Here is a 24,575-nt window from a genome sequence, read left to right as displayed (position 1 = left end):
GCGTGCAGGTTACTTGACAGACTCGTTTCCACCACGCAAACTTATCGATAAGCGATAATATCGATAATCGATAAGGAGCAATTCATGTCCACTAGTGATCCACTCAACTTTCGACCCTCAGTTGGCGACCGCGTCGGCATCATGTTCTTTATGGTGCTGGGTTTCGCACTCGTCGTTTGGAGCGGCATAAGTTCGGCCATGTACATCACCCGCGTCGTACGCGGGCAAGAAATTGGGGCAACGGTTGGGTTCGTGAACACCACTGTCGATGTGCCAGTTGGCGAGGCGCAAACGATGGTTCCGATGAGCATAGATTCGGCCACAATCATGGTGGATCAGCTCACCGGCCTCGCCCTCGGCACTGCGATCGTCTCCTCACTTCTACACTTCGCAGTCGTCGCCGCCCTCGTCACATGCCTCATACTGCTCGCGATCAACAGTCTGCGCGGACGAATCTTCAGCCGGGGAAATACACGACTCGTCATCGGTGCGGGAATGACCGCACTCGTCGGGTTTGGAATCACCACAGTGTTGAATCGCATGGTTGGCAATGAGGTATTGCTCAGCCTGAGCGGAGGTTCCCTTGAAAACGTCGCGGTGATGACTGCCGATCCACTGCCCTTCGTGCTCATTGCGTTCGCGTTCGGTATTTTTGCGACTGCGTATACGGTGGGCGCGAGGATGCAGCGTGAGACTGAGGGGCTCGTATGACTCCCGCGGAGCCCGAGGAGGGGCACGCGATCCACTGTCGCCTCGACGAATTGCTCGCCGAGCGCGGCATGACACTCACCGAACTCAGCGAGCGGGTGGGCGTGAGCCTCGTGAACCTCTCAGTGCTCAAAAATGACAGGGCGAAGGCGATTCGCTTCTCGACACTCACCGCGATTTGCCGAGTGCTCGATTGCGAAGTTGGCGAGCTACTCGTGACGGTACCTACTGAAGGGCTGAGGTGAGACGAGCAAGCCCGTCTAAGAGCCTCGACCAGAGTGGCTGCTTGTCCCACTCCTCAGGCAGCAACTCCCTTGAGTTCGCCCGATAGAAGTCATTCACCTCATCGAGATCACGCACAAAACTCGCGCCATTGACCACCATCGAGATCTCCATGTTGAGGCCGAACGAGCGCGGATCCATATTCGACGACCCAACGACCGCAACCTCGTCGTCAATAGTGAAGTGCTTCGAGTGCAGAATGTAGGGCGGACGATACATCCAAATGCGCACCCCTGCGTTCAACAGTTCTTCGTAGTACGAACGCTGCGCGTGATAGACCAGCACCTGGTCTCCCACCTCGGACACGAAAAGTTCGACCTCTACGCCTCGCGCGGTTGCGGCGCGGAGCGCATTCATGATCGAGCCATCTGGCACAAAGTACGGGCTGGTAATGCTGATGCGTCGTCGCGCCGTGTAGAGCAGCGACACGAACACCTGAAGGTTATTCTCGGCCGCGTAGCCCGGCCCGCTCGGCACGATCTGGCAGTCGAGGTCGCCTGGAAAATCAGTTGGCACTTCCTCGATGTTGAGCCGTTCGAGGTAGTTGCCGGTTTCTTGATACCAGTCACCTTGGAACACTGCTTCGAGGCCCAGTACAATTGGTCCTTCGACGCGCACCATGAGATCTCGCCAGTGAAGTCCTCTGCGGATGTTCTTCCTCATGTTGTAGCTCGAGTCGACAAGGTTCTGTGAGCCAGTGAATCCGACCCTGCCGTCGACGACGATGAGCTTTCTGTGGTTTCGCAGATCTGGTCGCTGGTACTCGCCACGCCACGGCCGAACCGGAAGCATATAGCTCCACTCAGCACCCATGTCGGTGAGCGACTTTGCGGTGCGCTTGCGACCCGGATTACGAAGCGACGAAACGTGGTCGAGGAGCACACGCACCTTTACGCCGCGGGCCGCAGCTTCCCGGAGCTCCTGGAAGACGACGTCGGTGGTTTCGTCATGCACAAGAATGTAAAACTCGATGTGCACATACACCTTGGCCTCACGTATCGCCTGTGCCATGAGTTCAAAGGAGTGCTCATAGTCGATCGTGATCGTTGCAGTGTTGCCGCGAAGCATCGGCTGTGCGCCGAGCGTCTGACCAAGCCGAACGGCGCTCTGAATTCCCGGCCGCATTCCGCTGGTGTCTGAAATAAGACCCCGGTTCTCACGCTCGGCAATATCTGCAACGTACTGGTTAATTGCGCCCTGTTTCGTGACGCGCTTTTTTGGAAGACTCTTGCTTCCGATGATGAGGAACAGAATGAGGCCAGGAACCGGGAGTGCAAAAATCGCGATCAGCCATGCCATGCCCGAGGTAGGGCGCCGATTGTGTGGCACCACGAAGAGAGCGACGATGCGAATGGTGTTGTCGAGAATGATGACGAATATCGCCCAGATATAGGCCCAGTCCCAACCGGTGAACAGGTCCATACTCACCCTTCGCCGCACCATGTAAGTGCGCATAGCCACGCACTGAGGCTACTCTAGCGAAAAGTCGGGGTTAGTCGTCTCGTTTTGGCAGACCAGCCTTGACGCGCTCTTCGTTTTCTATCTCACGAAAGATGCGGCGTTCGGTGCGGTCGGCGCGGAGAATGAGGCGCAGCACGAGCCAAAAGAAAAGCCCGATGAAAACGGTCGGAGCAATCGACCAGAGCGCATTCACCCACCAATTATCCATAGCTCACACTGTACCCGGGTCGTCGGTGCGAAACCTGGGCGTTCCCTCGTACCTCACTTGACGAGCGGGAACAGAATCGTTTCACGAATTCCGAGACCGGTGAGTGCCATGAGCAGTCGATCCATGCCCATGCCCATTCCACCGCTCGGAGGCATGGCGTGCTCGAGCGCACGAAGGAATTCCTCGTCGATCGGCATTGCTTCGTCGTCGCCGCGCGCGCTCTCCGCAGCCTGCTGCATGAAGCGCTCACGCTGCACAACCGGGTCGATGAGCTCGGAGTACCCGGTTGCGAGTTCGAACCCACGCACGTAGAGATCCCACTTCTCAACAACGCCCGGGATTGAGCGGTGGTGCCTGGTAAGCGGGCTCGTTTCAACCGGGAAGTCCATAACGAACGTTGGGCCCGTGAATGAGTCGATCACGAAGTGCTCCCACAGCTCTTCAACGAGTTTGCCGTGGTTTGGCAGTTTCACTTCAATGCCCTCTGCCTCGGCCAGTGCGAGCAGCTCGTCAACCGAAGTTTCTGGCGTGATCTCGCGACCAGCGGCCTCAGATAGCGAGCCGTACATTGAGACGCGCGCCCAATCGCCACCGAGATCGAACAGTGTTCCGTCGGCCCACTTCACAACATGTGTGCCTTCACGCTCGGTGCCGACGTTTGCGGCGAGCGCGGCGTTCTGTACGAGCTCCTGTGTGAGGTCTGCGATGCCGTTGTAGTCGGTGTATGCCTGGTATGACTCGAGCATGGCGAACTCGGGGCTGTGCGTTGAGTCAGCGCCTTCGTTACGGAAGTTGCGGTTGATCTCGAAGACGCGTTCAAGACCGCCGACCACGGCCCGCTTCAAGAAGAGCTCGGGCGCGATGCGCAAGAACAGCTCCATGTCGAACGCATTGGAGTGTGTGACGAAAGGACGCGCAGATGCGCCGCCGTGCATGGTCTGCAGCATCGGGGTCTCAACCTCGATGAAGCCGCGGTCTGCGAATGTTTGCCTGAGGCTCGCCATCGTGCGGGCACGTGTCACGACGTTGATGCGCGCCTGCTCGCGTGCGATGAGGTCGAGGTAGCGCTGACGCACGCGGGTCTCTTCACCGAGTTCGGTGTAGAGGTTCGGAAGCGGTGCGATGGCCTTCGACGCGACCTGCCATTCACGCACCATGATCGAGAGTTCGCCGCGACGGCTCGAGATAACCTCGCCGCTCACGAAGAGGTGGTCTCCGAGGTCTGTCAGTTCTTTGTACTCGGCGAGCGATTCCTCGCCCACCTCGGCAAGACTCAGCATTGCCTGAATACGTGTTCCGTCTCCCGACTGCAGCGAGGCGAAGCAGAGCTTGCCGGTATTGCGCTGAAACACGATACGACCGGCAACTCCAACGGTCTCGCCCGATGCCGTGTCTGGAGTCTCCTCGAGGTGGCCAAACTTCGCACGAACCTCTGGAATTGTCGCAGTCACGGGCACGGCTACGGGGTATGCGCCTCCACCCAGGTCGCCCGATTCGTTGAGCCGCGCGCGCTTTTCAAGGCGTACCCGCTTCTGCTCAAAGATCTCTTCTTCGTGCGCTGCGTCGTGTGAAGCGGGGTTCGGCGCGGTGTTCTCGCTCATTGGGGCGGGTTCCTCCGTTGTGTTGGCGTACCTATCTATCTTAGGCGAGGTCTCTCACGTCGTTCCCATCGCGTGAGGCTCACCACGTACTAATCTGCAAGGGTGCGCTCTTCACCCGCACGCCGAGGAGTATTGCATGTCGCCCGAACCCCGAATCACCAGACGTGGGGTTATCGGCGTTGCTGCTGCGGGTGCGATCACGGCAACGATCGCGGGTCTCGGTGGATGGCGGTTGCAGCAGCGGCCGATCCGCACTGATGGGGGCGCTGTCAGCGGTGGATCGCGAAGCACCTTGCAGATCCCTCCGCTTGCTGAGGCAACTGTTGACGCCGACGGAACCCGAGTTTTCGAACTCACCGCGCAGGTCGGAAGCACGCAGTTTCTCTACGACACCCAGACCACTACGTGGGGATACAACGGAGCATTCGGAGGCCCAACCCTTCGTGCGCGCGAGGGTGAGTCTGTGCGCGTCGAAGTCACCAACGAATTGAACGAGGTCACCACCGCGCACTGGCACGGCATGAAGCTGCCAGCAAAGGCAGATGGGGGTCCGCATCAGCCGATCCACCCCGGCGAGACTTGGACTGCGGAGTGGACCGTCGAGCAGCCTGCGGCGACCCTTTGGTACCACCCGCACAACCACGGAACGACCGAGGTTCACGTGTACCGCGGCCTCTCAGGCTTGTTCTTCATCGACGACGAAGCGACCGGCACCGATCGCGACCCGCTCCCCCACGACTACGGTGTCGACGATATTCCGGTGGTTGTGAGCGACCGCGCGTTTCTGCCCGACGGCTCATTCGACGAGACACACCGCTCCGCCGCGGGCATGCTCGGTGACACAATTCTTGTCAATGGAACGGTGAACCCAACGTTCGAAGCAACCCGCGCCGAAACCCGCCTGCGCATTCTCAACGCATCAACCGCGCGAACGTACCGCGTTCAGCTCGACGGCGGATCCCTACTGCTGGTCGGCACAGACGCGGGTCTTGTTCCCGAGCCGAAACGGGTCGATGCAATTACCCTCACCCCGGGCGAGCGCGTCGAGGTGATCGTTCAACTCGAGCCGGGCGAAACCAAGATGCTGCGCTCGCTGCCGCACACGCTCGGCTTGCTCGGCACTACTGAGCGCGCGAGCGGAACCCGCGACCCTCTCGACCTGCTTGAGCTCTCGCGGCCAGCAACCTCAACTGGGGAACCGGTGTTCGAGACCCTCCTTGCTTCCGCAGGCGGCACACTCGCCGCCGTGATCCCGCCCCTCGATGAGCCCGACGAACGGCGCACGGTCACCATGCAAGACGCCAAGATCAACCATCGACGCATGAACATGAGCCGTATCGACGAGGTCGTCACGGTAGGCGCGCGCGAACGCTGGTTCATCACGAACGAGCACTTCCTCGCCCACAACCTGCATATACACAACGCGCGTTTTCGCATCGTTTCAATCGGTGGATCGAAGCCGGCAATCGAACTGCAGGGTTGGAAAGATACCGTGTATGCACCGCCGAGTCGCACCGTCGTTATCGATGTCGAGTTTGGCACCGCGACCGATCCACACCTGCCGTACATGTTTCACTGCCACATGCTGCAGCACGAAGACCAGGGCATGATGGCCCAGTTTGTCGTCGTGAACCCCGGTGAGGCTGCCGGGCCCATCATTTCACCCGTAACCCAAGACGGAGGCGAGCATGACGGACACTAAGCAGCGCGAGCGCACAGTAGTGGCGGCAGTCACCCGCTGGTTTCTCATCGTTCACGCCGCACTACTTATCGCGCAGCCCATCTTGGCCGGTGCGATGCTCGACGCGATGAGCCCCGCACCGCAGCAAATGCACCGAATGGTCGCGATGACTCTCACCGGAGTCGGCCTCGTTCAGATTCTCATGACCTGGTGGGCGTGGAAGGGTAAGTCTCAGTGGCCCAAAGCCGCGTTCACCGGCTCGATCGCCCTGTCGGCACTTGAGCTCGGGCAATTCACACTCGGCCATCTGAGCCTCGGCATGTCGGTGCACCTACCGCTCGGAGTACTCGTGCTCGTCATCGGCGTGTACCTCGCCTTCAAGCACGCGAGGCTGTAGGCGCTCGCCGCAGTTAGGCGCCGAGCTCGCGGTCGGTCGAGTGCCTCCCGAGTTCCTCGTCAATCGTCGCGCGAACAATCCCGCCAATGATGCGGTCGGCCCGCGACACTCCAAGCTCATCAAGGGTGTGGATCGCGTCGCGAACGGTCGACTTGGTCGTCTCTCTCGCGATCCGCACAGCCTCGGCGTACGCCGGGCGCTGCGACTCGTCGACGATGACAGGCTCGGCACCCATCTCAACAACGAGCGCCTGACCAATTGGCTGCACAACCGCGGGAGCGGTCACCGCAATCGTGGCGCCACTGAGCCTCGCGAGATCAAGACTTGTGCCCGTAAACACAATGCCCGGGTGCAGCGCGATAGGAATCACCCCGGCGGCAGGCGCGAGCACCTCCGTGCCGTATTCGGGCGCGGTGTGGATCACCAGCTGCCCCGGCTGCCAGGCACCAAGTTTGGCGAGCCCAGTGACGAGTCCCGGTAACTCGCTTGCGGGAACAGCAAGCAGTACGAGTTCAGACCTGCGAACAATTTCTTCGACGTCAAGGATCGGGACCCCAGGGAGCATTGCGAGCACGCGCTCTTTGCCCTCGTCGCTGATTGCACTCACTCCGGTGATCGCGTGACCAGCTCCGGCGAGCGCACGGCCGAGCACAGGCCCGACGTGGCCGGCCCCGATAATTCCGATGCCGAGTCGGCTCGCTTGTACGCTGCTCACCTGGTCTGCCGCCCGCTCTGATCGTTGCGCTGCACCTCAAGGATCGTGCGCTCAAGCTCGTCAAAGACGCGCCTGGCATCGGCGAGTGCTAACCCGCGGCGTTCGAGATTCACTGGTCCCATGACGGTGTGAGCCTGAATCGAAGCGAGGCCCAGCCAGTAGTGCACCATTGGTCTGCGCAGCTGAATCGACTGAGCGCGCACGACCGGCATGATTGACAGCGAACGAGTGAGGTACCCGCGGCGAATGCGAAGGGTTGCATTCGCCGGGTCCAGTTCAGGTACATCAATGCGCACACCCGCACGAGCCTTACCAAACCAGAGCACCCAACCGGATCGGGGGCCGGCACCGATGTACCCGTCGCCCGGCCCGGAGAGGCCATCTCTGAGACCCGCAACTGTGCCAGGCACAAGTGTCTCGATGACGCGAATCACGTCATCTTCGGGGCCAACCGGGAGCACGAGATTTTGTGTTGCGCTTTGGCCGCCCTGCATCACCGAGTGACCGGCGACCGTCACTCGAACACGCCACCAGCCGAATGGGCGCCAGAACAGTGGCTGACGCGCCTCAATTGCGTGAATCCGCCCAAACGGAATCGAGTCAGTGACAGTCGATGTGAGACCTGCCCCCACACGAACCGCATCTTTTCCGCGCGACAGGGTGAAGTTGAACCCCTTGTTGAACTGACCGAAAATGACCGCGATCATTACGAGCACGAGCGGAATGAGCGTGAGTAGTGCAGCGCCGCCCGATCCAAAGAAACCGTCGCCAACACCTACTGCACCAAGAATCGTGCCGATCACGCCCCAGAATAGGGCCACGAGAAGGAGTGCTGCGGTGAACACCGTCTCCCAGCTCAGGGCAATGCCGCCGACGAGTCGGCCAACAGGAACCCGTACGAGAGACTGAGATGCCGCGGCCTCCGGATCCACATCGAAATCGACGAAGTCTTGTGCGCGACCGGTAAACGCGTCAGTTGCCTCGGCGTAGGCCGAACCGTCATAGGATACGGGGGCTGTGCCCGTTATCTCTTCTACCGCATCAGCGATATCGCGTCCCTCGCGGCGTGCAGCGGCGAGTTGCAGAATCTGCTCGCGCACCGTCTTCGCGTCGCGATGACCGAGATAAGCGAGCTCGACCTTGCCGCCCTGCCCGCCCGTAAGCACCTCAATCTTTGTGAGGCCGACAATGCGGGCCAGCAGTGAACGCTGCAGATTCACGCTCTGAATGCGGTCGAGTGGCGCCCGGCGATGCTGGCGAAAGAGCACTCCGCTTCTCGCCTCGACGGTGTCAGCGGAAACGCGATAAGTCTGGAACCGCCATGCCACCCACGAGAGCAGCACGACGAACAAAATAATTCCGAGCACCCCAGCAACAACAAGCCAAACGAGGCCCTCCTCTACGAGAAACTCGAAGAGGTCAATAATGTTTCCGCCTTCTCCGTCGCCCTCATCGTTCCCTGCGACAAAGATCCCGACGATTACATCGCGAAGGTTCGCGATGACTACACCGACGATCACCAAGAAAAAGATGCCACCGCGAAGCACCGGCGAAAGTGGGTGGAGTCTGCGCCAGCCCTCTGCATTCGGCGTGCCGGGGAGGTCAAGACCCGCGTCATTCACCTCGTGGGTCACAGGCCCGACCTTCTCGATTCTGCGAGTTCGACAAGCCGATCACGCAGTGCCTCCGCGTCTTCGCGGGCGAGACCTGGGAGTTGCACACCCGTCGCAACCGCCGCGGTCACAAACTTCAGCGTCGATAGATCAAGTGCTCGGAGCAGTGGGCCGCGATTCACGTCAACCAGTTGCAGCCTCCCATAGGGCACCGCAACGATGCGCTCGAACATGATGCCTCGCCGAAACAGCAGGTCGTCTTCCCTGAGCACATAGCCGATCGCCTTGACCCGTCGAAACGCGAGCAACGAGTTCACGATAAAAATCACTACGAGAGCACCGAGGCCAATGCTCCACCACGGCGACACGTCACCATCGCGCACAACCAACAGAATCACAAGCGCAACCAAGGGCACGAGCGAGGTCACGAGGTTGATTGCGAGGTCTGCCATTGCGTACTTGGGCGACACTCGCTGCCAATTTGGTGTTGCTTCAGAAAGAGTTTGCTCAGTCACGCCTCAAGCCTAGCGAGGCCCGTGTCTTCTTCGCCGTCTTCACCCGTGTCATTCGGAGGAACGCGGCACATTCGCTCAGCAATGATGGCGCACACGAGCAGCACGAGCCCGGCCGCGCCGGTCACGACCATTGGCAGCCACGTCGCACTGGGCGCTGGCACGCTGCGCCCAACGAGGATAAGCAGCAGCCCGCCACCGAACCCGCTGAACAGCGAGCCGACTATCTGCCCGGCACGGGCAGTCGCAAGCAACCTGACAGCCTGAAACGGGTTCACCGCACCAGTACCAGTGGCCACATGTCGACGCAGCCGTAGCCCAAGCACGATGAGCAGCGCCGCAAGCAACACGAGTGTGATGGCCATCGAATACGGAGGCACGAGCGGCGATAACCCACGCGATTTCAAGATGAACTGCACTGCAAGCCCAAGGCCAACACCGATGGCGATCGCACCGAACAGGTTGACCGGGTTCAGCTTTTGAAACTCTGGGGTGCGGCTCACGAGTCTGCCTCCGCGAGTGGCGACGTCGTATCCCCCACTCGTTCGAGCAGATCCGCCACTCGTCCGTGCCCCATGAGCACCGCGTGCGGGTCGAGGTCGAGCCAGGGCGACAACACGAAATCTCGCTCGTGCGCGCGCGGATGCGGCACTGTGAGGCGGTCATCTTGAATGACCCGACCGCCGAAGAGTATGAGATCAATGTCGAGCGTGCGATCCCCCCATCGCTCGCCGCGCTCTCGACCGTGATCGTGCTCGATGCGCTGCATGAGATCGAGCAGCGCGTGTGGATCGAGTGTCGTGTCAGCGGTTGCCACTCCGTTGATGTACCGCGGCGCGTCTGGATCGGTGCCGTCGAGCTTCAGCGCGATGGTTTCGCGCAGCGGCGACGCCGCAAAATTTGAGATGCTGGGTGACGCCGCGAGTTCGCGTTGAGCTGCGCGAATGGTCTCGCCTCTGTCCCCAAGGTTTGCGCCAAATGCGATGAGCACGGGCACGAGCTGCGCGATCATCTCGCTCCTCGGTGTCGCACGACCGTCACTGACACATCAGCAAATTCGGCCTCGATTGGGGCATCGGGTTTGTGGATCGTGACGCGCGCCTCTGTCACCGCAGAGAATGACAGCGCGACCTCGGCCACACGCTCAGCAACCGTCTCAATGAGGTCAACCGGGTCGTTCGATACGGCCGCGACGATCGCCTCCGCGAGTTCACCATAGTGCACCGTGCTCGCAAGGTCGTCGTTTGCCGAGGCCGCGCGCAGATCCACCTGCACGTCGGCGTCGACGAGGAATTTCTGGCCCTGTTCGCGCTCGAAATCAAAGACGCCGTGGTGCGCGAACACCTCGAGCCCTGTGAGCCGAATGTGGTCTTGCCCCCACGCCGGAACCGTCGTCGAGGTGGCTGCGATCGATTCGCCCTGCCACGCGCGCTCGATGGCGAGAGCGGCCGAGGTCGCGGCCACGTCGTGCACGCGAACACCCCAGGCTCCAGCCCTTGCAGCGAGTGCGCTCACGACCGACGTCGCAAGGTCACGGGACTCAGGTGTCGCACCGACGACACCCGCGAGCGCTTCCGAGATCATCCGCTTTCGAGACGCGCCAATGAGCACCGGGTATCCGAGCGACTGGAGCTCATCAAGTCGTCGGAGAATCTCCCAGCACTGCTCTCCGGTCTTGTCGAACCCGAGGCCCGGGTCGAGAATCAGCTTCGAGCGCTCAACCCCTGCGGCGAGCGCAGCGGCCGCGATGTCGCCGAGCGCCGAGCGCACATCGGTGACCACGTCGTCGTAGTGCGAGCGCGTGTGGGCGAGATCTGGAATGCCGCGCCAGTGGCCCGCAATGTAGGTCACTTGCGCGTCGCGCGATGCCTCGGCCGCGACAGAAAGCATCTGTGGATCGTGTAACCCGCCCGAGACATCATTGATATACCGGGCGCCAGCGCGAACAGCTGCGGCTGCGGTTTCGGCGTGAAAAGTGTCGATCGATACGGCGATACCATCTGCTGCGAGCGTTTCGATTACGGGTACGACCCGAGCGAGTTCGACTTCGCGTGGCACGGGTATAGCACCCGGTCTCGTTGATTCGCCACCGACGTCGATGATGGTGGCGCCTTCGCTCACCAGGCGTTGCGCCTGCTCGAGCGCCGCTTCAGTGCCCAGGTATTTACCCCCATCACTGAACGAATCCTCAGTAATGTTAAGCACGCCCATGATGTGTGTGCGCCTCACTTCGACTGCCTTTCGACACCTGGCCCGATGAGTGCGAGAACTTCGGCCCTAGCCGCGGGGTCTGCAAGTGCGCCACGGGAAGCAATGGTCACTGCCTCGACATCGGTTTCGCGCACTCCCCGATCCGCTACGCACCCGTGCTTGGCCTCGAGCACCACGACAACCCCGCGCGGTGAGAGCCCATCTTCGAGTACCTGCGCAATCTGCTCACCGAGTCGCTCCTGTACTTGCGGGCGCGCTGCGAGAGCAGCAACGACGCGAGGCAGTGCGCTCAATCCGACAACGCGTTCTCCCGGCTGATAGGCGATATGGGCGCGACCGCGGAACGGCAGCAGGTGGTGCTCGCAGACTGAGCGGAGCGAGATGTCTCGCATCAATACGAGTTCGCCAGTGTCTCCGTTCACCGGAACCGCGGCATCGACGAGCAACGAGCCGGGATCGACACCCATGCCAGCAAAGAACTCCCCGTACGACTCCGCAACCCGGCGTGGAGTTTCCTGAAGCTCCACGCTGTCCGGATCAGCTCCAATCGCACAGAGCATTTCACGCACCGCACGAGCGATCCGCTCCCGATCCACTCCCGCGTTCACACTTGTACCCTACTCGTCGTCGTCAGACGTCGGTGTGTCAGGTGACTCCGGAGCGGGCGCCGGCGGCACCTCGATCGGTGGTCGATCAGACACCGGCCTGTCGCTGCCCGACAACCACACAGGTCGCGGATCAAGCTTCTGCACATCTTTGAAGATCTCAGCGAGCTGATTGTGGTCGAGCGTCTCTTTTTCAAGAAGCTCGCGCGCAAGCAGATCGAGGGTGTCGCGGTTCTTGACGAGCAGTTCGTAGGCCTCGTTGTGGGCCTGCTCAACGAATGCGCGCACCTCGGCATCAATCTGAACGGCCACTCCCTCGGAGTAATCACGCGACTGACCGAACTCGCCCATGAAAGCACCAGGCTGGGCTTGGCCGAGCTTCACCGGGCCCACCGAGACGGTCATGCCATAGTCGGTGACCATCTTGCGAGCGGTTGCGGTCGCCTTCTCGATGTCGTTGCCAGCGCCCGTTGTCGGGTCATGGAATACGAGCTCTTCGGCGACGCGGCCGCCGAGTGCGTACGCGAGCTGATCTTGCAGTTCGTTGCGCGTGACCGAGTACTTGTCTTCAAGCGGAATCACCATCGTGTAACCGAGCGCGCGACCGCGCGGGAGAATGGTGATTTTCGTCACGGGATCGGTGTGATTGAGTGCTGCTGCAACGAGTGCGTGACCGCCCTCGTGGTATGCCGTGATGAGCTTCTCGCGATCCTTCATCATGCGGGTACGCCGCTGCGGCCCGGCAATCACGCGGTCAATCGCCTCATCGAGCGCGCGGTTATCAATGAGCTGCGCATTCGACCTGGCGGTGAGCAAGGCAGCCTCGTTAAGCACGTTTGCGAGATCGGCACCCGAGAATCCCGGGGTCTTGCGCGCGACGACGTCGAGGTCGACGTTCTTCGAGAGCGGCTTGCCCTTCGCATGCACCTGAAGAATCTTGAGGCGACCCTTCATGTCTGGCGCATCGACCCCGATCTGACGGTCGAAACGACCTGGGCGCAGAAGCGCCGGGTCGAGCATGTCTGGGCGGTTCGTCGCAGCGATCATGATGACGTTGGTCTTCGGATCGAAGCCATCCATCTCCACGAGCAACTGGTTCAGAGTCTGCTCGCGCTCGTCGTGGCCGCCGCCCATGCCCTGGCCGCGTCGTTGCCCAACCGCGTCAATCTCATCGACGAAGATGATCGCCGGGGCATTTGCTTTTGCCTCTTTAAAGAGATCTCGCACGCGGCTCGCGCCGACACCGACGAACATCTCAACGAAGTCAGAACCAGAGATCGAGTAGAACGGCACACCGGCCTCGCCCGCGACTGCGCGAGCGAGCAGGGTCTTACCTGTTCCGGGAGGGCCGTAAAGCAGCACACCCTTCGGGATTCGCGCACCGACCGCCTGAAAGCGTGATGCGTCTTGCAAGAAGTCTTTGATCTCCTGCAGCTCTTCCACTGCTTCGTCAGCACCAGCGACGTCAGCAAACGTGACGACCGGGGTCTCCTTCGAGACCAGCTTCGCCTTGGACTTGCCGAACTGCATGACACCACGGCCACCCTGCATCGACGACATCATCCACCACAGCAGCACACCGATAAGGAGGAGCGGAAGCAGAATACCGAGCAGCGACCAGAAGGGGTTCGGCTGCGGTACAACGTCGTTGAAGCCCTCTTCGGGCTGCGCCTCATCGATTGCCTGAATGACCTCGGTGCCGCGCTGATTCACGTAGTAGAAGTAGACGCTGTCGGTGCCCGCATCTGCGTCGACCTTTTCGAGTGTCAGGTTGACCCGCTGATCACCATCGACAATCTCGGCCTGCTTCACGCTGCCCTCAGCAATGAGCTCAAGCCCGCGATCGGTATTCACCTCTGCCGAGTTGCCGCCCGACAAGAACGACCACCCAATCATCACGAACACGAGTGCGATGATGAAGTAGAGGAGTGGTCCTCGAAGTAGGCGTCGGCCCCGGGAAGGGGTCTTAGGCGCTTGTTCAGCCAAGTTCGGGCCTTTCGGTCAGCAGTCTATGCAGCAACGTAAGCGTATCCGAGGCACCTGAAACTTATCTCGTCTCGTGCGCGCTGTACGCTCTCGGCGGAGCGATCTGTTATTCGCCGCTATAAACGTGCGGCGCGAGAATCGCGACGTCACGCAGGTTGCGGTAATCCTCTGCGTAGTCGAGCCCATACCCAACAACGAACTCGACGGGAATGTCGAAGCCGACGTACTCAACGTCAATCTCGACTTTGAGAGCCTTGGGCTTGCGAAGCATCGTGCAGATACGCACAGACTTTGCCCCGCGGCTCTGCAGGTTCTCCTTGAGCCACGACAGAGTAAGACCCGAGTCAATAATGTCTTCGACAATGAGCACGTCGCGACCAGTGATATCTGAGTCGAGGTCTTTGAGGATTCGCACGACACCGCTCGACTTCGTTCCCGCGCCGTACGATGAGACGGCCATCCAGTCCATCTGCGCATGGAAGTTCAGTTCACGCGCAAGGTCGGCCATAACCATGACCGCGCCCTTGAGCACACCTACGAGTAGCGGCGGTTGCTCGGCGTAATCGCGTTCGATCTCTCGAGCCAGTTCGGCGAGTCGGTCTCGCAGCTCGGCTTCTGTGTGCAGCACCTCAGTGAGGTCATCCCCCAGTTGTTTCGCGTCCATGGATCCATCGTAGTGCGCGAATTCAGCCCTGCTTGTTCGTTTTTGCCTTCCGCGGCGAACCGTGCTGTCGCTCAAAGCGCAGCGCTCCCGCAGCTCGAGTAACGCGAATGCCGGGCACAAAGATGGGGCCTTGCCCGATCCACTTCGTCACGAGCGCAGCAATGGCGAGTGTGTGCGAGCGACCGAGGCTCGCACCAAACACCTGACTTGCGACCCGGTGGATCACGCGCTGCCGCACCGCAGCCGGGAGTTCTGCGAGCCGTTTGACGTCCGATGCTTCGATCGTGGCGGCCGGTTCGCCTTCGTCCACAACACGCACAATCTCGGTAAAGACTTGAGCAGCCCAGACGTCGAGTGCCTCCGCGTCCTCGCGGGCCAGATCCGCACTTCTCGCAAGGCCGACCGGAACCCCGGCACCAAGCGCCTCAGCAATCGCGGGCATGAGCACCTCGCGAACCCGCACTCGCGCATATGTGTGGTCGATATTGTGTGGATCGCTCCACGCCTCAAGCCCCAGCTCCTCGCAGGCGGCGACGGTTGTCGCGCGGCGCACCTCTGGGTCTTCTGCAAGAAACGGGCGAATAAGCGCAGTCGAGTCGTTCAATTGGCGGATCGGCGGAATGCCGGCGAGGCTGCGAGTGCCTGACCCGCGTGCGAGCGCGAGCAGCACCTGCTCTGCCTGGTCGTCTCGCGTGTGCGCTGTGAGGATCGCTATTGCCCCTGTGCTCTGTGCGATCTCTTCGAATGCTGCATACCGCGCAGCGCGTGCCGCAGATTCCGGCCCCTCGCTCTGAGTCGCACCGGCATCTACCTGCACCCTGAGCACGTGCACCTCTTCGAGTCCAAGCTCGCGTGCCTGTGCTGCGGCACGTGCCGCAATATCGGCAGAGCCAGCTTGCAGGCCATGATCCACCACGATTGCCCCGGCCCGCACCCCAGCCGCACCAGCCTCAGCCGCAAGAGCCGCGGCGAGCGCGAGCGAATCGGCACCGCCCGAAAGCCCGACGAGCACAAGCGCGCCGCGATCCACCGACTGCAGCGCACGCCGCACCGACAGCCGAGTGAGCATGTGCGCGGGGTGATTCACACCACCCACGCTACCGTCGGGTACGCTTGTTCTCGGCATTACACCGTTAACTCGGCCGCTTCTGACGGCCATACACACGAAGGAGCGCGCATGACCGCCGCATTCGACGCCGTCATCGAAATTCCCAAGGGAAGCCGTAACAAGTACGAGATTGACCACGAGACCGGTCGCGTCTACCTCGACCGCGTGCTGTACACGAATTTTGTTTACCCCGCCGACTACGGGTTCTTTGAGGAGACGCTCGGCGAAGATGGCGATCCGCTTGACGTGCTCGTGCTGCTCGACTACCCGGTCTACCCCGGTGTTGGCATCAAGGTGCGCCCGGTCGGCGTTCTGCACATGAGCGACGAGGCAGGCGGAGACGACAAGGTCGTTGCGGTGCAGGTGAAGGATCCACGCTGGAGCCACATTCAGGACGTGGACGATATCCCTGAGTACACCCGCAAAGAGATCGCACACTTCTTCGAGCGCTACAAGGATCTCGAAGATGGCAAGTGGGTCAAGGTTGACGCCTGGGGCTCAGCGGCAGCTGCCGAGAAGCTCATCGTCGAGGCTCAGGAGCGACTCGCATCGCAGGGCCACTAGGCGCCCGCGCACGCATGACGGTTCGCGTCTTCGACGACCTCTCAGACCTCGGGCGGTTCGCCGCTTCGCATGTCGTGGAGGCGATCCTTGCGCGCCCAGACGCGGTGATTGGGCTCGCAACGGGGTCGACCCCGTTGCCGCTCTATCACGCGTGGGCAGAGGCGGTCGCGCTGCGCGGTATCGATGTTTCGCGGGTGCGGGGCTTCGCGCTCGATGAGTACGCCGATATCGACGCTGGGCACCCCGAGAGCTATCACTCAGTGGTGGATCGGGAGGTCGTGCAGCTTCTCGGGCTGACGCCGTCGCTCGTGGCGGTGCCTTCGGTGCTCGCCACCGCTGCTGAGGCGTCTGCTTACGAGGCCGCTATCGCTGCAGCCGGTGGCGTCGACGTGCAGATCTTGGGCATCGGCCGGAATGGTCACTTCGCGTTCAACGAGCCCGGGTCTGCACTCGACTCGCGCACGCGACGGGTGTCGCTGGCTCCCGAGACAATCGCAGACAACGCGAGATTCTTCCCGTCTGAGGCCGATGTGCCTACCGAGGCAATCACGCAGGGACTCGGAACCATCATGGAGGCCCGCAAGCTGGTGATCGTTGCGATCGGCGAATCGAAAGCGCAGGCCGTTGCCGCAGCAATCGAGGGGCCGGTAACCACCGAGATGCCCGCGAGCATCGCGCAGCTTCACCCGAACGCCGTGTTTGTGCTCGACACTGCAGCCGCTTCGCTTCTCAAGCGACAGGACTAACGAAGCTTTCCCTTGCCATCGACCCGGCAGTCGTTGCTCGTTCACTTCTGTGAAAGCAGCAACGACTGCCGGGTCGAAGTGTATGTCGCACGGGGTAATTAACCATGACAAACAAAAGGAGGCCCCTGGAAAACCAGGAGCCTCCTTTTGCACATACGCCCCGAAGGGCGCGTGTAATTAGGACAGCTTGCGGATGTTCACAGCCTGTGGGCCGCGAGCGCCGTCTTCGGTGTCGAATTCAACCTGCTGGTTCTCTTCGAGATCGCGACGGCCTGAGCCCTCAATCGCGCTGAAGTGAGCGAAGAGGTCTGCTGACCCGTCGTCGGGAGCAATGAAGCCGTAGCCTTTTTCGGAGTTGAACCATTTAACAATGCCGGTTGCCATGAAAGCATTCCTTTGTGATGCGGAGCCGCTTGCGCGACTCATAACTGTTCGCGCAAAATACGCGAGCTTACTGGTATCAGCGTGCCAGCCCGGGGTAACCACACCAGCGACTGGATGACACTGAAGCGAAGCAAAACGGAAAGAAAGCGCCGATACCTAAACCCTAGCCTACGTTTACCCCAATTGCTCTATAACGTTTTCGACACGACACCATTTTCCACACGTGTCGCAAACCTACCTCTGGCAGCCACAAGTCGCTACAGTGAGCACATGAGCCCCGAACAGCTGACACTCATCATCTGGTTGTTTGCGGCCGTCATTCTCTTGTCGATCGTGGTGGTGTGTATCGCTGTGGTGATCCGCAAACGAACACTGCGCGCCTACTTCGAGGGACCGGGCAGCCCATCTGCCAGAGTCTCAACTGACCCCTGGGAACGATTCGGGCCAGCGCTCGCCGCGGTGTATGCGAGGCCTGAGTGGGTACACACGCGAGAATCGAAGCGCAAACACTCACCAGAACAGACATATTTTGGGTATGGATCGGTACTCCCGTTCGCGACACTACGCAAGGTTCTCTCAACCGACTGGCACGTGAATCGGGCCGATCAGGCGAAGGTGCAGGTGCGGAACACTGTCGGCATCGCGGCGAGGAGTGCCGCGCAATACGCGGCAGCTCGGGGTGAAACGGAGCTCACCCTGCGCGCACGACTCGTCGCCGATGGTGCGCCCGAGCAGGCCGCGGAGTTCATCGCGTCACACATCGCAGAGGGGCTCGAAACACCCGACGAGGGTGTAGAACTGTTGCCAGACCTTGCGTTTGACATCGCGAGGTTCGCGAACCTCGTGCGATGGGCCGGATGCGTGGGGTATCTCGATTATCTGGCAGTGCGCGAGGCGTCAGATGTGCTCGCGACCGCTGCGCTCACCGGCTTCAGTAGTTGGAACGAATTTGGTGAGGCCTACATCGAAGGCCTGCACGGCTACACGAAGCACGGGCGACGCCCATTTCTTGACGCGATTGAGTGGCTGACTACTTCATCCGAAAGCCCCTGGAAGGCGCTCGCTTGGCCACTCGCCGGGGGCACAAAGGCGTGACGCGGTATTCTTCGTGAGTGACTCGCATTCTCTTTTTTGAACCCCGCATCGCTGGAAACACTGGCAATACGATTCGTCTGGCCGCGGGCACGGGGCGGAGCTTCACATAGTGAAGCCGCTCTTTGACTTTGAGGATAAGAAAGTGCGGCGCGCGGGCCTCGATTACCACGACCTCGCAGTCGTGCACCTTCACGACTCGTTCGAGGCGGCGCTTGAAGCGCTGCTTCCCGCCCGCATCTTCGCGTTCACCGCCCACACTGAGCGACGGTACACCGACGTCGAGTACGAGCCGACAGATGTGCTCCTCTTCGGCCCCGAGCCGACAGGGTTGCCTGACGAGATCCTCGAGCACGAAGCCATTACCGACAAGCTACGCATTCCGATGGTGTCGGGGCGTCGCTCAATGAATCTCGCAAACTGCGCATCGATCGCAATCTACGAGGCGTGGCGCCAGCAAGGGTTTGCGGGCGCACTCTGACTCGTAGCAAACATGCCGCGGTGTGCGACTTGCCTCGCAACATCACCGGTCTAGCTGTTTAGCTCAGCATTCACAACCCCCTGACGGTGGCCGTCTGGGTGAGCATATGCTCGCCTGAAACAGCAAGTGGTTTCTAGAAGTATGAGTAGATCACTAACCAGCATTCAGGGAGGTCACCATGTCGCAGCAGGGCAAGGATTCACAACAGGAGCCCACAGCAACCGCGCCACCCTCGGTTGAGGAGTCAGTCTACGAGGAGGCCGAGTACGCGGGTAAGGATGGCCAGGATGCGGCCGATCCACCGGTTGCCGCAAAGAAGTCTGGCGGCGGTGACGAAGACGAAGACACAAACCTCGATACCGAGACCAACCTCGACCCCGACGAGGCCGCTGATGTCGCAGAGACACGCGAAGAAGCGACGGAGAAGAAGGGCGAGAAGGTCGAGCACAAGCGTCAAGACGAGGACATCATCTCGCTCGACGTTCCCGATTAACCCGTCGTTACGCGGGCACCCCGTGCTTCACTGCCTCGCTGATTGGCTCGTCGCCGTCGTTGAAGGTAATCGTGTGGTGGATCGTCGAGTCGTCAGCCAACACGGCCGCAATAACGCGTGCAACGTTTCCGCGCGAGACAGTTCCCGATTCGGCCGCGTGGGCGTCGATGCGGCCGGTCGGCTTCTCAAGCGTGAGGCCGCTCGGCCCGAGAATGGTCCACTGGAGCGAGCTGTGGCGCAGGTAAGTGTCCGCTGAAGCCTTTGCCTCGGCGTAGTGATAAAACGCATTCTCCGGGTCGATCCCGTGCTCTCGCGACGCATTAAAGTACGAGACCATCACGTAGCGGGTGACTCCGGTCTGCAGTGCAGCGTCCATGGTGCGGATAGCCGCGTCCTGATCCACTGCGATGGTGCGAGCGGGATTACCACCGCCTGCACCTGCCGACCACACAATCGCATCATGACCCGAGATGAGCTCTGCCAGCGCATCGACATCGAGCTGCTCAATGTCGGCGACGACCGGCGTCGCACCTGCAGCCCGCACCGCATCTTCGTGGTCGGGGTTTCGAATCACCGCGGTGATCTCATCACCTCGCCCCGCAAGTATCGGCTCCGTGAGAAGCGCTACTTTGCCGTGTCCACCGAAAAGAATGATGCGTGCCATGCACCCACACTACGCGCGAACTGTCGCGCCCCGCATCCCAATGTCTCGTTCTCTCGCGTGACACCTCGCGCAGACAGACTCGTAGACGACACTGCCGTCATCAATCGCGACCTGGTTTCCGTCGAACACGGTAACACCGTCGATCTTGCGCAGGTTCATGGTTGCCTTCGACCCGCACCTGCACAGCGTGCGGATTTCTTCGATCTCGTGCGCGATCGAGAGCAACCTGGCCGCACCCGGGAAGCTGTCGCCCCGGAAGTCGGTGCGCAGGCCGTACGCGATGACGGTGACGCCCACGCGAACGGCGACGTCGAGTAGCTCATCTGCCTGCTCAACCGTTAAGAACTGGGCTTCGTCGACAAGAATGACGTCGAGTGTCTCGGCCACTGGCAGTGAGACCCCGGCAGCCCAGAGGTAGTCGACCTCACGCTCAACACCGAGCCTCGACACGATGCGGTCGCCACCCTTCAGGTCGACCACTGGTTTCACGATCATGACGCTTTTGCCCAGCGAGTCATAGTTGTGCGCGACCTGGAGTAACGCAGTGCTCTTGCCAGCGTTCATGGCCGCGTAACGGAAGTGCAGTTTTGCCATACAAGGACCTTACCGGTCTGCGCAGGGCCAATAAGACACAGGGCTCGCTGATACGGTTACAGCATGGTTCTGGGCGCTGTTATTTCTTGGACGATCTTTGTTGCGGCAGGCATCGTCGTAGGTGTCGCGCTCTGGGTGAAGCGTCGAGACAAGCACCGCTAAACACGCAGCGTTAAACACGCGAGGCGGATCCACTGCCAAGTGTGGACCCGCCTCGCGTCGTGCGCTTACTGCGTCACAAAGTTACTGCACCGACCAACCGCCGTCAGACGGCAGAATCGCGCCGTTAATGTTCACGCCATCGTTGCTGAGCAGGAAGGTGATCGACGCCGCGAGTTGTTCGGCGGTCGCGAGCGTTGGAATCGCCGACTGGAAGGGATGCAGGCGCGCGCTGCCAACCTCAGAAACGTTCGGCGGGAACGGGATGCCTGTTGCAACTCCGCCCGGCGCAACCGCGTTCACGCGTATGCCCTGCTTCGCATACATGAACGCTGCGCTACGGGTGAGGCCCACGACGCCGTGCTTCGAGACCGTGTACGCATTGCCCGAGGCGTTTCCGCGAATGCCTGCCTCCGAGGTGATGTTCACAATCGAGCCCTTGCCTGCGGCGAGCATCGCCGGCACGACCGCGCGGGTGAGCTTGAACACACCGGTGAGGTTAATGCCGATGACGCGATCCCAAATCTCATCGCTCGTCTCGTGGATCGGCGAGAAGTCGTCGTTGATGCCAGCGATATTCGCAAGTCCATCGATCCGCTCACCTGCCGCGCTCACGACACGATCGATGTCTTCTTGCTTCGTCACGTCTGCGGCGACCGCGATAACACTCCCCTCGGGTGCCTCTTTGGCGAACTCCTCAAGCTTCTCCTCAGAGATATCAACTGCTACGACCTTGCCGCCCTCGCGCACGATGCGTGACGCGGTCGCGCGACCAATGCCGCTCGCAGCACCTGTGACAATTACGGTCTGTCCCGCGAACCGGCCGCTGGTGACCTGCTCCTGCCAGGCCCCGGTCGACTCTTCCTCGGGAATCTCGCCACCGTTTACCGAGCGAACGAGATCGTCAATGACTGACTGAGGCATCTTGCCTTGGCTGAGGGCGACCATCTGCTGCAGGGGCAGTGACTTCACGGGCTCGAGCGAGCTCGGGTCGGCACCCGAGGCGGCGAGCAATGCACCAACCGCCTCGCTTCCCTGTGGATCATCGAGCCATTCGCCAATCGTGCTGTTTGCGGTGAGTTTTGCCATTGCGAGTCCTTTCTCAGTGCGAACCGGTCGAATCCGGTGTGCCTATACCTGCACATTACTCCGACAGGTGTCGGAGAAGCTAGCGTTGTGACTGTGCTCACGGCGAACTGGCAGATACTGGCAGAATCAGAGGCATGGATCCACGAGCCAGACACACACGATCAGTGCTCTTCAAGGCGGTACTCGCGCTCGCCGCTGATCGACCCATCGGCGAGATTCCGGTCACCGAAATCGTCACGCGCGCCGGGGTGAATCGCAGCAGCTTCTATCAGCACTTCACCGACCGCGAAGAACTGCTCGCGAGCGCGCTGGAATCACTCGAAACAGAAGCGGCCAGGCCGCAGGAGCCAGTGCACTTGAATGACTCCACAAAACCACCAACCGAACTTGTGCGCTTCGCACGCCACTTCGCTGAACACGCCGACCTGTACCGGCAGGCGCTCGGTCCTCACGGGTCTGCGCGTGTTGCTAGCCGTGTCCGCGCGCGCACCATTGCCATCGTTCAGGAGGGCATCGAGCGATCTCCAGTGCGCCGCAACACCGAGCTTCCGGTCGAAGTCGAGGCTGCGGGAACGGCGGGCGCCATACTCGGCGTCATAGAGTTCTGGCTCTCACAAGATCCGCTCCCCTCACCCGAGGTGGCAGCGGACTGGATGTGGGGAAGCATCGCCTAGAACGGTAAGAAAATTGGTACCGTCACCACGCTCACGAGCATGATGACGAGGGTGAATGGCCCACCAAAGCGCACAAAGTCTGAGAACCGATAGCGCCCCGGTTCCATCACGAGCGTGTTCACGGGTGACGACACCGGCGTGACGAATGCCGACGACGCGGCGAGCATCACGACCATCGCGAAGGGGTACGGAGACAGTCCCATCGTGTGCGCCATAGCTATAGCAATTGGTGCCATGAGCACCGCGGTTGCGGTATTCGACACGAAGAGCCCGATCAGTGCGGTCGCAGCGAAGAGCACCGCAAGCAGCGCGTGCGGCCCCGCGCCACCGAATGCGCTCACGAGCCCGTCGACCGCGAGGTCGATTCCGCCCGTCTGCTCAAGCGCCTGGGCGAACGGCAGCATGCCCGCGATGAGCACGAGGGTCGGCCAGTGGATCGAACGGTACGCCGACGGCATATCGATCGCACGGAACAGTCCCATGAGCAGCGCCGCGATGAGGGCCGCGATGACATTCGGCACGATGCCGGTCACCATGAGCACGATCATGAGCGCCACGCTCGCGAGCGCAAGTGGTGCCCGAGATGCGGCTGGTGCGATCTCATCACCCTCTGCGGGTAGGGCCATCGGCACGAACTCGCGAGCTACCTGACGAATGCGGCGGATCGCGTTCCAATCCCCCGCCACGAGCATCATGGCTCCCGCTTTCAACTTCCGATCCGCAAAGCCCTCAGCAATTTCGTGACCAGACTGCCGAAGGCCGAGCACCGTCACGCCATATTTCGAGTCGAGGCGCAGCTCATCAACACGCTTGCCAACTATTCGCGACTCCGGCGGCACCACGATCTCGATCATGCCGAGCTGCCGCGAGTGATCGTCGAACACGTAGTCAGATTCACCGATAAAGTTGAGCCCCAGCCGGTCCAACACGTCCGACGTCGGTGCGAAGTTGACGACGAGTGCATCTCCGCGCTTAATTCGCGTGTCTGGCTCTGTGAGAAGCGTAGCGCTGCGCCAGAATCGCTTGCGTTCGACGCCGAGCACAAAACTCGTCGTTTCTCCGAAGTCGACTCGCTCCACCGACATACCAATAAGCGGCGAACGGGTCTCAACCCGGTACCTTCCGGCTTGCTGCTCGATGCCGTATCGACTGAGCAGGTCGCCAAACGAGTCACGCGATCCACCCTGCTCGTCACTCTCGTCATCGCCCAAGAAGCGCTGCATGAGCAGCACGTAGCCGACCCCAAGCACGAGCACCATGATGCCGAACGGCGTGACTGAGAAGAAGCCGAACCCCGCTTCACCCTGGCGCTTCAGTTCGGCGTCGACCACGAGGTTCGGTGCGGTAGCGATGAGTGTGAGCATGCCGCTGATGAGTGCCGCCATGCTCAGCGGCATCATGAGCTGCCGTGGAGACATGCCGAGTCGCTTTGAGAGGCTCATGACCACCGGAATGAAGATCGCGACGACCCCGGTCGAGCTCATAACCGCACCGAGTCCCGCGACTGTCACCATGAGCAGCATCACAAGCTTGGTGCGGTTCGAGCCCGCCCTGGCCGCTAGCCAATCCCCCAGCTTGTAGGTGACGCCGGTGCGCGAGAGACCCTCGCCAACGACGAAGAGCGCGGCGATGAGCAGCACGTTCGGATCCGCAAACCCAGCGAGGGTTTCAGGAACCGTGAGCAGGCCGGTGAGCGGAAACGCGACGATAGCGAGAAGCGCGACGACATCAAGTCTTGGCTTACCAATGCTGAAAAGCACGATGACGACAGCAAGCAGCCCGAGCACGAGCAGGAGCTCTACGGTCATGAGCCACGCCTTCCGATGGGTTCCTCAGAAGTCTATGCCCCGAAGAAATCCGACCGACAGGCCTCAAGAACGCCT

General features: G+C 61.1%; 27 protein-coding genes and 1 pseudogene. 10 read left to right on the top strand and 18 right to left on the bottom strand.

Annotated elements, in window-relative coordinates:
- The first annotated feature begins 84 nt into the window (after window positions 1-84).
- Together H9L06_RS10835 and H9L06_RS10830 are read left to right on the top strand one after the other, a co-directional pair.
- Entirely contained in the window at window positions 85-711 is a 627-nt protein-coding gene (locus tag H9L06_RS10835) for a hypothetical protein (protein WP_187555170.1), read from the top strand.
- Entirely contained in the window at window positions 708-953 is a 246-nt protein-coding gene (locus tag H9L06_RS10830) for a helix-turn-helix domain-containing protein (RefSeq protein ID WP_187555169.1), read from the top strand. The genes H9L06_RS10835 and H9L06_RS10830 overlap by 4 nt, the downstream gene beginning before the upstream one ends.
- Here H9L06_RS10830 and cls read toward each other — a convergent pair.
- From cls to lysS, 3 genes are all read right to left on the bottom strand, one after another.
- Window positions 934-2,412, bottom strand: a complete 1,479-nt coding sequence (cls, locus tag H9L06_RS10825; RefSeq protein WP_187556492.1) for a cardiolipin synthase — start codon at window positions 2,410-2,412, stop codon at window positions 934-936. The genes H9L06_RS10830 and cls overlap by 20 nt on opposite strands.
- 70 nt (window positions 2,413-2,482) lie before the next feature.
- Window positions 2,483-2,659, bottom strand: coding sequence for a hypothetical protein (locus H9L06_RS10820; RefSeq protein ID WP_187555168.1), 177 nt, complete (start codon window positions 2,657-2,659; stop codon window positions 2,483-2,485).
- 53 nt (window positions 2,660-2,712) lie between these two features.
- Window positions 2,713-4,260, bottom strand: coding sequence for a lysine--tRNA ligase (lysS, locus tag H9L06_RS10815; protein ID WP_187555167.1), 1,548 nt, complete (start codon window positions 4,258-4,260; stop codon window positions 2,713-2,715).
- A gap of 136 nt (window positions 4,261-4,396) precedes the next feature.
- Between lysS and H9L06_RS10810 the strand changes: the two genes are divergently transcribed.
- Window positions 4,397-5,962 carry a multicopper oxidase family protein gene (locus tag H9L06_RS10810; protein WP_187555166.1) on the top strand — a complete coding sequence of 522 codons (1,566 nt, stop codon included), beginning with the start codon at window positions 4,397-4,399 and terminating at the stop codon, window positions 5,960-5,962.
- Window positions 5,949-6,338 carry a hypothetical protein gene (locus H9L06_RS10805; protein ID WP_187555165.1) on the top strand — a complete coding sequence of 130 codons (390 nt, stop codon included), beginning with the start codon at window positions 5,949-5,951 and terminating at the stop codon, window positions 6,336-6,338. Before H9L06_RS10810 ends, H9L06_RS10805 begins: the two co-directional genes overlap by 14 nt.
- A 13-nt stretch (window positions 6,339-6,351) precedes the next feature.
- Here H9L06_RS10805 and H9L06_RS10800 read toward each other — a convergent pair whose 3' ends face one another.
- From H9L06_RS10800 to tilS, 10 genes are all read right to left on the bottom strand, one after another.
- Entirely contained in the window at window positions 6,352-7,053 is a 702-nt protein-coding gene (locus H9L06_RS10800; RefSeq protein ID WP_187555164.1) for a DUF2520 domain-containing protein, read from the bottom strand.
- Window positions 7,050-8,687 (bottom strand): PH domain-containing protein, encoded by a 1,638-nt coding sequence (locus H9L06_RS10795; protein WP_246454387.1) that lies wholly within the window; start codon window positions 8,685-8,687, stop codon window positions 7,050-7,052. Before H9L06_RS10795 ends, H9L06_RS10800 begins: the two co-directional genes overlap by 4 nt.
- Entirely contained in the window at window positions 8,684-9,181 is a 498-nt protein-coding gene (locus H9L06_RS10790; RefSeq protein WP_246454386.1) for a PH domain-containing protein, read from the bottom strand. Before H9L06_RS10790 ends, H9L06_RS10795 begins: the two co-directional genes overlap by 4 nt.
- Window positions 9,178-9,681, bottom strand: a complete 504-nt coding sequence (locus H9L06_RS10785; protein WP_187555163.1) for a DUF3180 family protein — start codon at window positions 9,679-9,681, stop codon at window positions 9,178-9,180. The genes H9L06_RS10790 and H9L06_RS10785 overlap by 4 nt, the downstream gene beginning before the upstream one ends.
- A complete protein-coding gene (folK, locus tag H9L06_RS10780) occupies window positions 9,678-10,190 on the bottom strand; it encodes a 2-amino-4-hydroxy-6-hydroxymethyldihydropteridine diphosphokinase (protein WP_187555162.1) in 513 nt (170 codons plus the stop codon). The genes H9L06_RS10785 and folK overlap by 4 nt, the downstream gene beginning before the upstream one ends.
- Entirely contained in the window at window positions 10,187-11,407 is a 1,221-nt protein-coding gene (folP, locus tag H9L06_RS10775) for a dihydropteroate synthase (protein ID WP_246454385.1), read from the bottom strand. Before folP ends, folK begins: the two co-directional genes overlap by 4 nt.
- Window positions 11,404-11,949 (bottom strand): GTP cyclohydrolase I, encoded by a 546-nt coding sequence (gene folE / locus H9L06_RS10770; protein ID WP_246454549.1) that lies wholly within the window; start codon window positions 11,947-11,949, stop codon window positions 11,404-11,406. The genes folP and folE overlap by 4 nt, the downstream gene beginning before the upstream one ends.
- Before the next feature lie 57 nt (window positions 11,950-12,006).
- Window positions 12,007-13,980, bottom strand: coding sequence for an ATP-dependent zinc metalloprotease FtsH (gene ftsH / locus H9L06_RS10765; protein WP_187555161.1), 1,974 nt, complete (start codon window positions 13,978-13,980; stop codon window positions 12,007-12,009).
- 106 nt (window positions 13,981-14,086) lie between these two features.
- A complete protein-coding gene (gene hpt / locus H9L06_RS10760) occupies window positions 14,087-14,644 on the bottom strand; it encodes a hypoxanthine phosphoribosyltransferase (RefSeq protein ID WP_187555160.1) in 558 nt (185 codons plus the stop codon).
- Between the two features lie 22 nt (window positions 14,645-14,666).
- The gene (gene tilS / locus H9L06_RS10755; protein ID WP_223165246.1) at window positions 14,667-15,713 is read right to left on the bottom strand and encodes a tRNA lysidine(34) synthetase TilS; all 1,047 of its coding nucleotides are present in this window, start codon (window positions 15,711-15,713) and stop codon (window positions 14,667-14,669) included.
- Between the two features lie 108 nt (window positions 15,714-15,821).
- Here tilS and ppa point away from each other — a divergent pair, with 108 nt between their 5' ends.
- Complete coding sequence (ppa, locus tag H9L06_RS10750) at window positions 15,822-16,316, top strand: inorganic diphosphatase (RefSeq protein WP_187555158.1); 495 nt, start codon at window positions 15,822-15,824, stop codon at window positions 16,314-16,316.
- A 14-nt stretch (window positions 16,317-16,330) separates the two neighbouring features.
- Window positions 16,331-17,062, top strand: coding sequence for a glucosamine-6-phosphate deaminase (locus tag H9L06_RS10745; protein ID WP_187555157.1), 732 nt, complete (start codon window positions 16,331-16,333; stop codon window positions 17,060-17,062).
- A gap of 177 nt (window positions 17,063-17,239) precedes the next feature.
- Here H9L06_RS10745 and H9L06_RS10740 read toward each other — a convergent pair whose 3' ends face one another.
- Window positions 17,240-17,446 carry a cold-shock protein gene (locus H9L06_RS10740; RefSeq protein ID WP_187555156.1) on the bottom strand — a complete coding sequence of 69 codons (207 nt, stop codon included), beginning with the start codon at window positions 17,444-17,446 and terminating at the stop codon, window positions 17,240-17,242.
- A gap of 270 nt (window positions 17,447-17,716) precedes the next feature.
- Between H9L06_RS10740 and H9L06_RS10735 the strand changes: the two genes are divergently transcribed.
- The 3 genes and pseudogenes from H9L06_RS10735 to H9L06_RS10725 all read left to right on the top strand — a co-directional run bounded on the left by H9L06_RS10735 (window position 17,717) and on the right by H9L06_RS10725 (window position 19,512).
- On the top strand, window positions 17,717-18,541 hold the full coding sequence (locus H9L06_RS10735; protein WP_187555155.1) for a DUF1266 domain-containing protein: 825 nt from the start codon (window positions 17,717-17,719) through the stop codon (window positions 18,539-18,541).
- Window positions 18,542-18,558: 17 nt separating this feature from the next.
- Window positions 18,559-19,019: pseudogene (locus H9L06_RS10730) on the top strand (tRNA (cytidine(34)-2'-O)-methyltransferase).
- Window positions 19,020-19,197: 178 nt separating this feature from the next.
- A complete protein-coding gene (locus H9L06_RS10725) occupies window positions 19,198-19,512 on the top strand; it encodes a hypothetical protein (RefSeq protein WP_187555154.1) in 315 nt (104 codons plus the stop codon).
- Window positions 19,513-19,519: 7 nt separating this feature from the next.
- Here the strand turns inward: H9L06_RS10725 and H9L06_RS10720 are convergent, their stop codons facing one another.
- The 3 genes from H9L06_RS10720 to H9L06_RS10710 form a co-directional block, all read right to left on the bottom strand.
- The gene (locus H9L06_RS10720) at window positions 19,520-20,176 is read right to left on the bottom strand and encodes an SDR family oxidoreductase (protein ID WP_187555153.1); all 657 of its coding nucleotides are present in this window, start codon (window positions 20,174-20,176) and stop codon (window positions 19,520-19,522) included.
- A gap of 9 nt (window positions 20,177-20,185) precedes the next feature.
- On the bottom strand, window positions 20,186-20,770 hold the full coding sequence (locus tag H9L06_RS10715) for a thymidine kinase (RefSeq protein WP_187555152.1): 585 nt from the start codon (window positions 20,768-20,770) through the stop codon (window positions 20,186-20,188).
- Between the two features lie 243 nt (window positions 20,771-21,013).
- Window positions 21,014-22,018, bottom strand: a complete 1,005-nt coding sequence (locus H9L06_RS10710) for an SDR family NAD(P)-dependent oxidoreductase (RefSeq protein WP_187555151.1) — start codon at window positions 22,016-22,018, stop codon at window positions 21,014-21,016.
- 134 nt (window positions 22,019-22,152) lie between these two features.
- Between H9L06_RS10710 and H9L06_RS10705 the strand changes: the two genes are divergently transcribed.
- The gene (locus H9L06_RS10705) at window positions 22,153-22,692 is read left to right on the top strand and encodes a TetR/AcrR family transcriptional regulator (protein ID WP_187555150.1); all 540 of its coding nucleotides are present in this window, start codon (window positions 22,153-22,155) and stop codon (window positions 22,690-22,692) included.
- Here the strand turns inward: H9L06_RS10705 and H9L06_RS10700 are convergent.
- Window positions 22,689-24,500 (bottom strand): SLC13 family permease, encoded by a 1,812-nt coding sequence (locus tag H9L06_RS10700; RefSeq protein WP_187555149.1) that lies wholly within the window; start codon window positions 24,498-24,500, stop codon window positions 22,689-22,691. The two genes, H9L06_RS10705 and H9L06_RS10700, sit on opposite strands and share 4 nt — an antisense overlap.
- Window positions 24,501-24,575: the final 75 nt, after the last annotated feature.

Source organism: Leucobacter denitrificans, from assembly GCF_014396385.1.
Taxonomy (GTDB): domain Bacteria; phylum Actinomycetota; class Actinomycetes; order Actinomycetales; family Microbacteriaceae; genus Leucobacter; species Leucobacter denitrificans.
Note: the sequence above shows the minus strand (reverse complement) of the source record. Positions and strands in the feature narration are given on the sequence as shown.

What these genes read in the sequence shown, in the direction of transcription:
- ppa (WP_187555158.1), top strand. Translation starts at nt 15,822, where the DNA reads ATGACCGCCGCATTCGACGCCGTCATCGAAATTCCCAAGGGAAGCCGT.
- H9L06_RS10820 (WP_187555168.1), bottom strand. Translation starts at nt 2,659, where the DNA reads ATGGATAATTGGTGGGTGAATGCGCTCTGGTCGATTGCTCCGACCGTT.
- H9L06_RS10805 (WP_187555165.1), top strand. Translation starts at nt 5,949, where the DNA reads ATGACGGACACTAAGCAGCGCGAGCGCACAGTAGTGGCGGCAGTCACC.
- tilS (WP_223165246.1), bottom strand. Translation starts at nt 15,713, where the DNA reads ATGCTCACTCGGCTGTCGGTGCGGCGTGCGCTGCAGTCGGTGGATCGC.
- hpt (WP_187555160.1), bottom strand. Translation starts at nt 14,644, where the DNA reads ATGGACGCGAAACAACTGGGGGATGACCTCACTGAGGTGCTGCACACA.
- H9L06_RS10710 (WP_187555151.1), bottom strand. Translation starts at nt 22,018, where the DNA reads ATGGCAAAACTCACCGCAAACAGCACGATTGGCGAATGGCTCGATGAT.
- H9L06_RS10700 (WP_187555149.1), bottom strand. Translation starts at nt 24,500, where the DNA reads ATGACCGTAGAGCTCCTGCTCGTGCTCGGGCTGCTTGCTGTCGTCATC.
- lysS (WP_187555167.1), bottom strand. Translation starts at nt 4,260, where the DNA reads ATGAGCGAGAACACCGCGCCGAACCCCGCTTCACACGACGCAGCGCAC.
- H9L06_RS10835 (WP_187555170.1), top strand. Translation starts at nt 85, where the DNA reads ATGTCCACTAGTGATCCACTCAACTTTCGACCCTCAGTTGGCGACCGC.
- H9L06_RS10705 (WP_187555150.1), top strand. Translation starts at nt 22,153, where the DNA reads ATGGATCCACGAGCCAGACACACACGATCAGTGCTCTTCAAGGCGGTA.
- folE (WP_246454549.1), bottom strand. Translation starts at nt 11,949, where the DNA reads ATGCTCTGTGCGATTGGAGCTGATCCGGACAGCGTGGAGCTTCAGGAA.
- H9L06_RS10810 (WP_187555166.1), top strand. Translation starts at nt 4,397, where the DNA reads ATGTCGCCCGAACCCCGAATCACCAGACGTGGGGTTATCGGCGTTGCT.
- folK (WP_187555162.1), bottom strand. Translation starts at nt 10,190, where the DNA reads ATGATCGCGCAGCTCGTGCCCGTGCTCATCGCATTTGGCGCAAACCTT.
- H9L06_RS10725 (WP_187555154.1), top strand. Translation starts at nt 19,198, where the DNA reads ATGTCGCAGCAGGGCAAGGATTCACAACAGGAGCCCACAGCAACCGCG.
- H9L06_RS10830 (WP_187555169.1), top strand. Translation starts at nt 708, where the DNA reads ATGACTCCCGCGGAGCCCGAGGAGGGGCACGCGATCCACTGTCGCCTC.
- H9L06_RS10740 (WP_187555156.1), bottom strand. Translation starts at nt 17,446, where the DNA reads ATGGCAACCGGCATTGTTAAATGGTTCAACTCCGAAAAAGGCTACGGC.
- H9L06_RS10720 (WP_187555153.1), bottom strand. Translation starts at nt 20,176, where the DNA reads ATGGCACGCATCATTCTTTTCGGTGGACACGGCAAAGTAGCGCTTCTC.
- cls (WP_187556492.1), bottom strand. Translation starts at nt 2,412, where the DNA reads ATGGACCTGTTCACCGGTTGGGACTGGGCCTATATCTGGGCGATATTC.
- H9L06_RS10745 (WP_187555157.1), top strand. Translation starts at nt 16,331, where the DNA reads ATGACGGTTCGCGTCTTCGACGACCTCTCAGACCTCGGGCGGTTCGCC.
- H9L06_RS10735 (WP_187555155.1), top strand. Translation starts at nt 17,717, where the DNA reads ATGAGCCCCGAACAGCTGACACTCATCATCTGGTTGTTTGCGGCCGTC.
- H9L06_RS10715 (WP_187555152.1), bottom strand. Translation starts at nt 20,770, where the DNA reads ATGGCAAAACTGCACTTCCGTTACGCGGCCATGAACGCTGGCAAGAGC.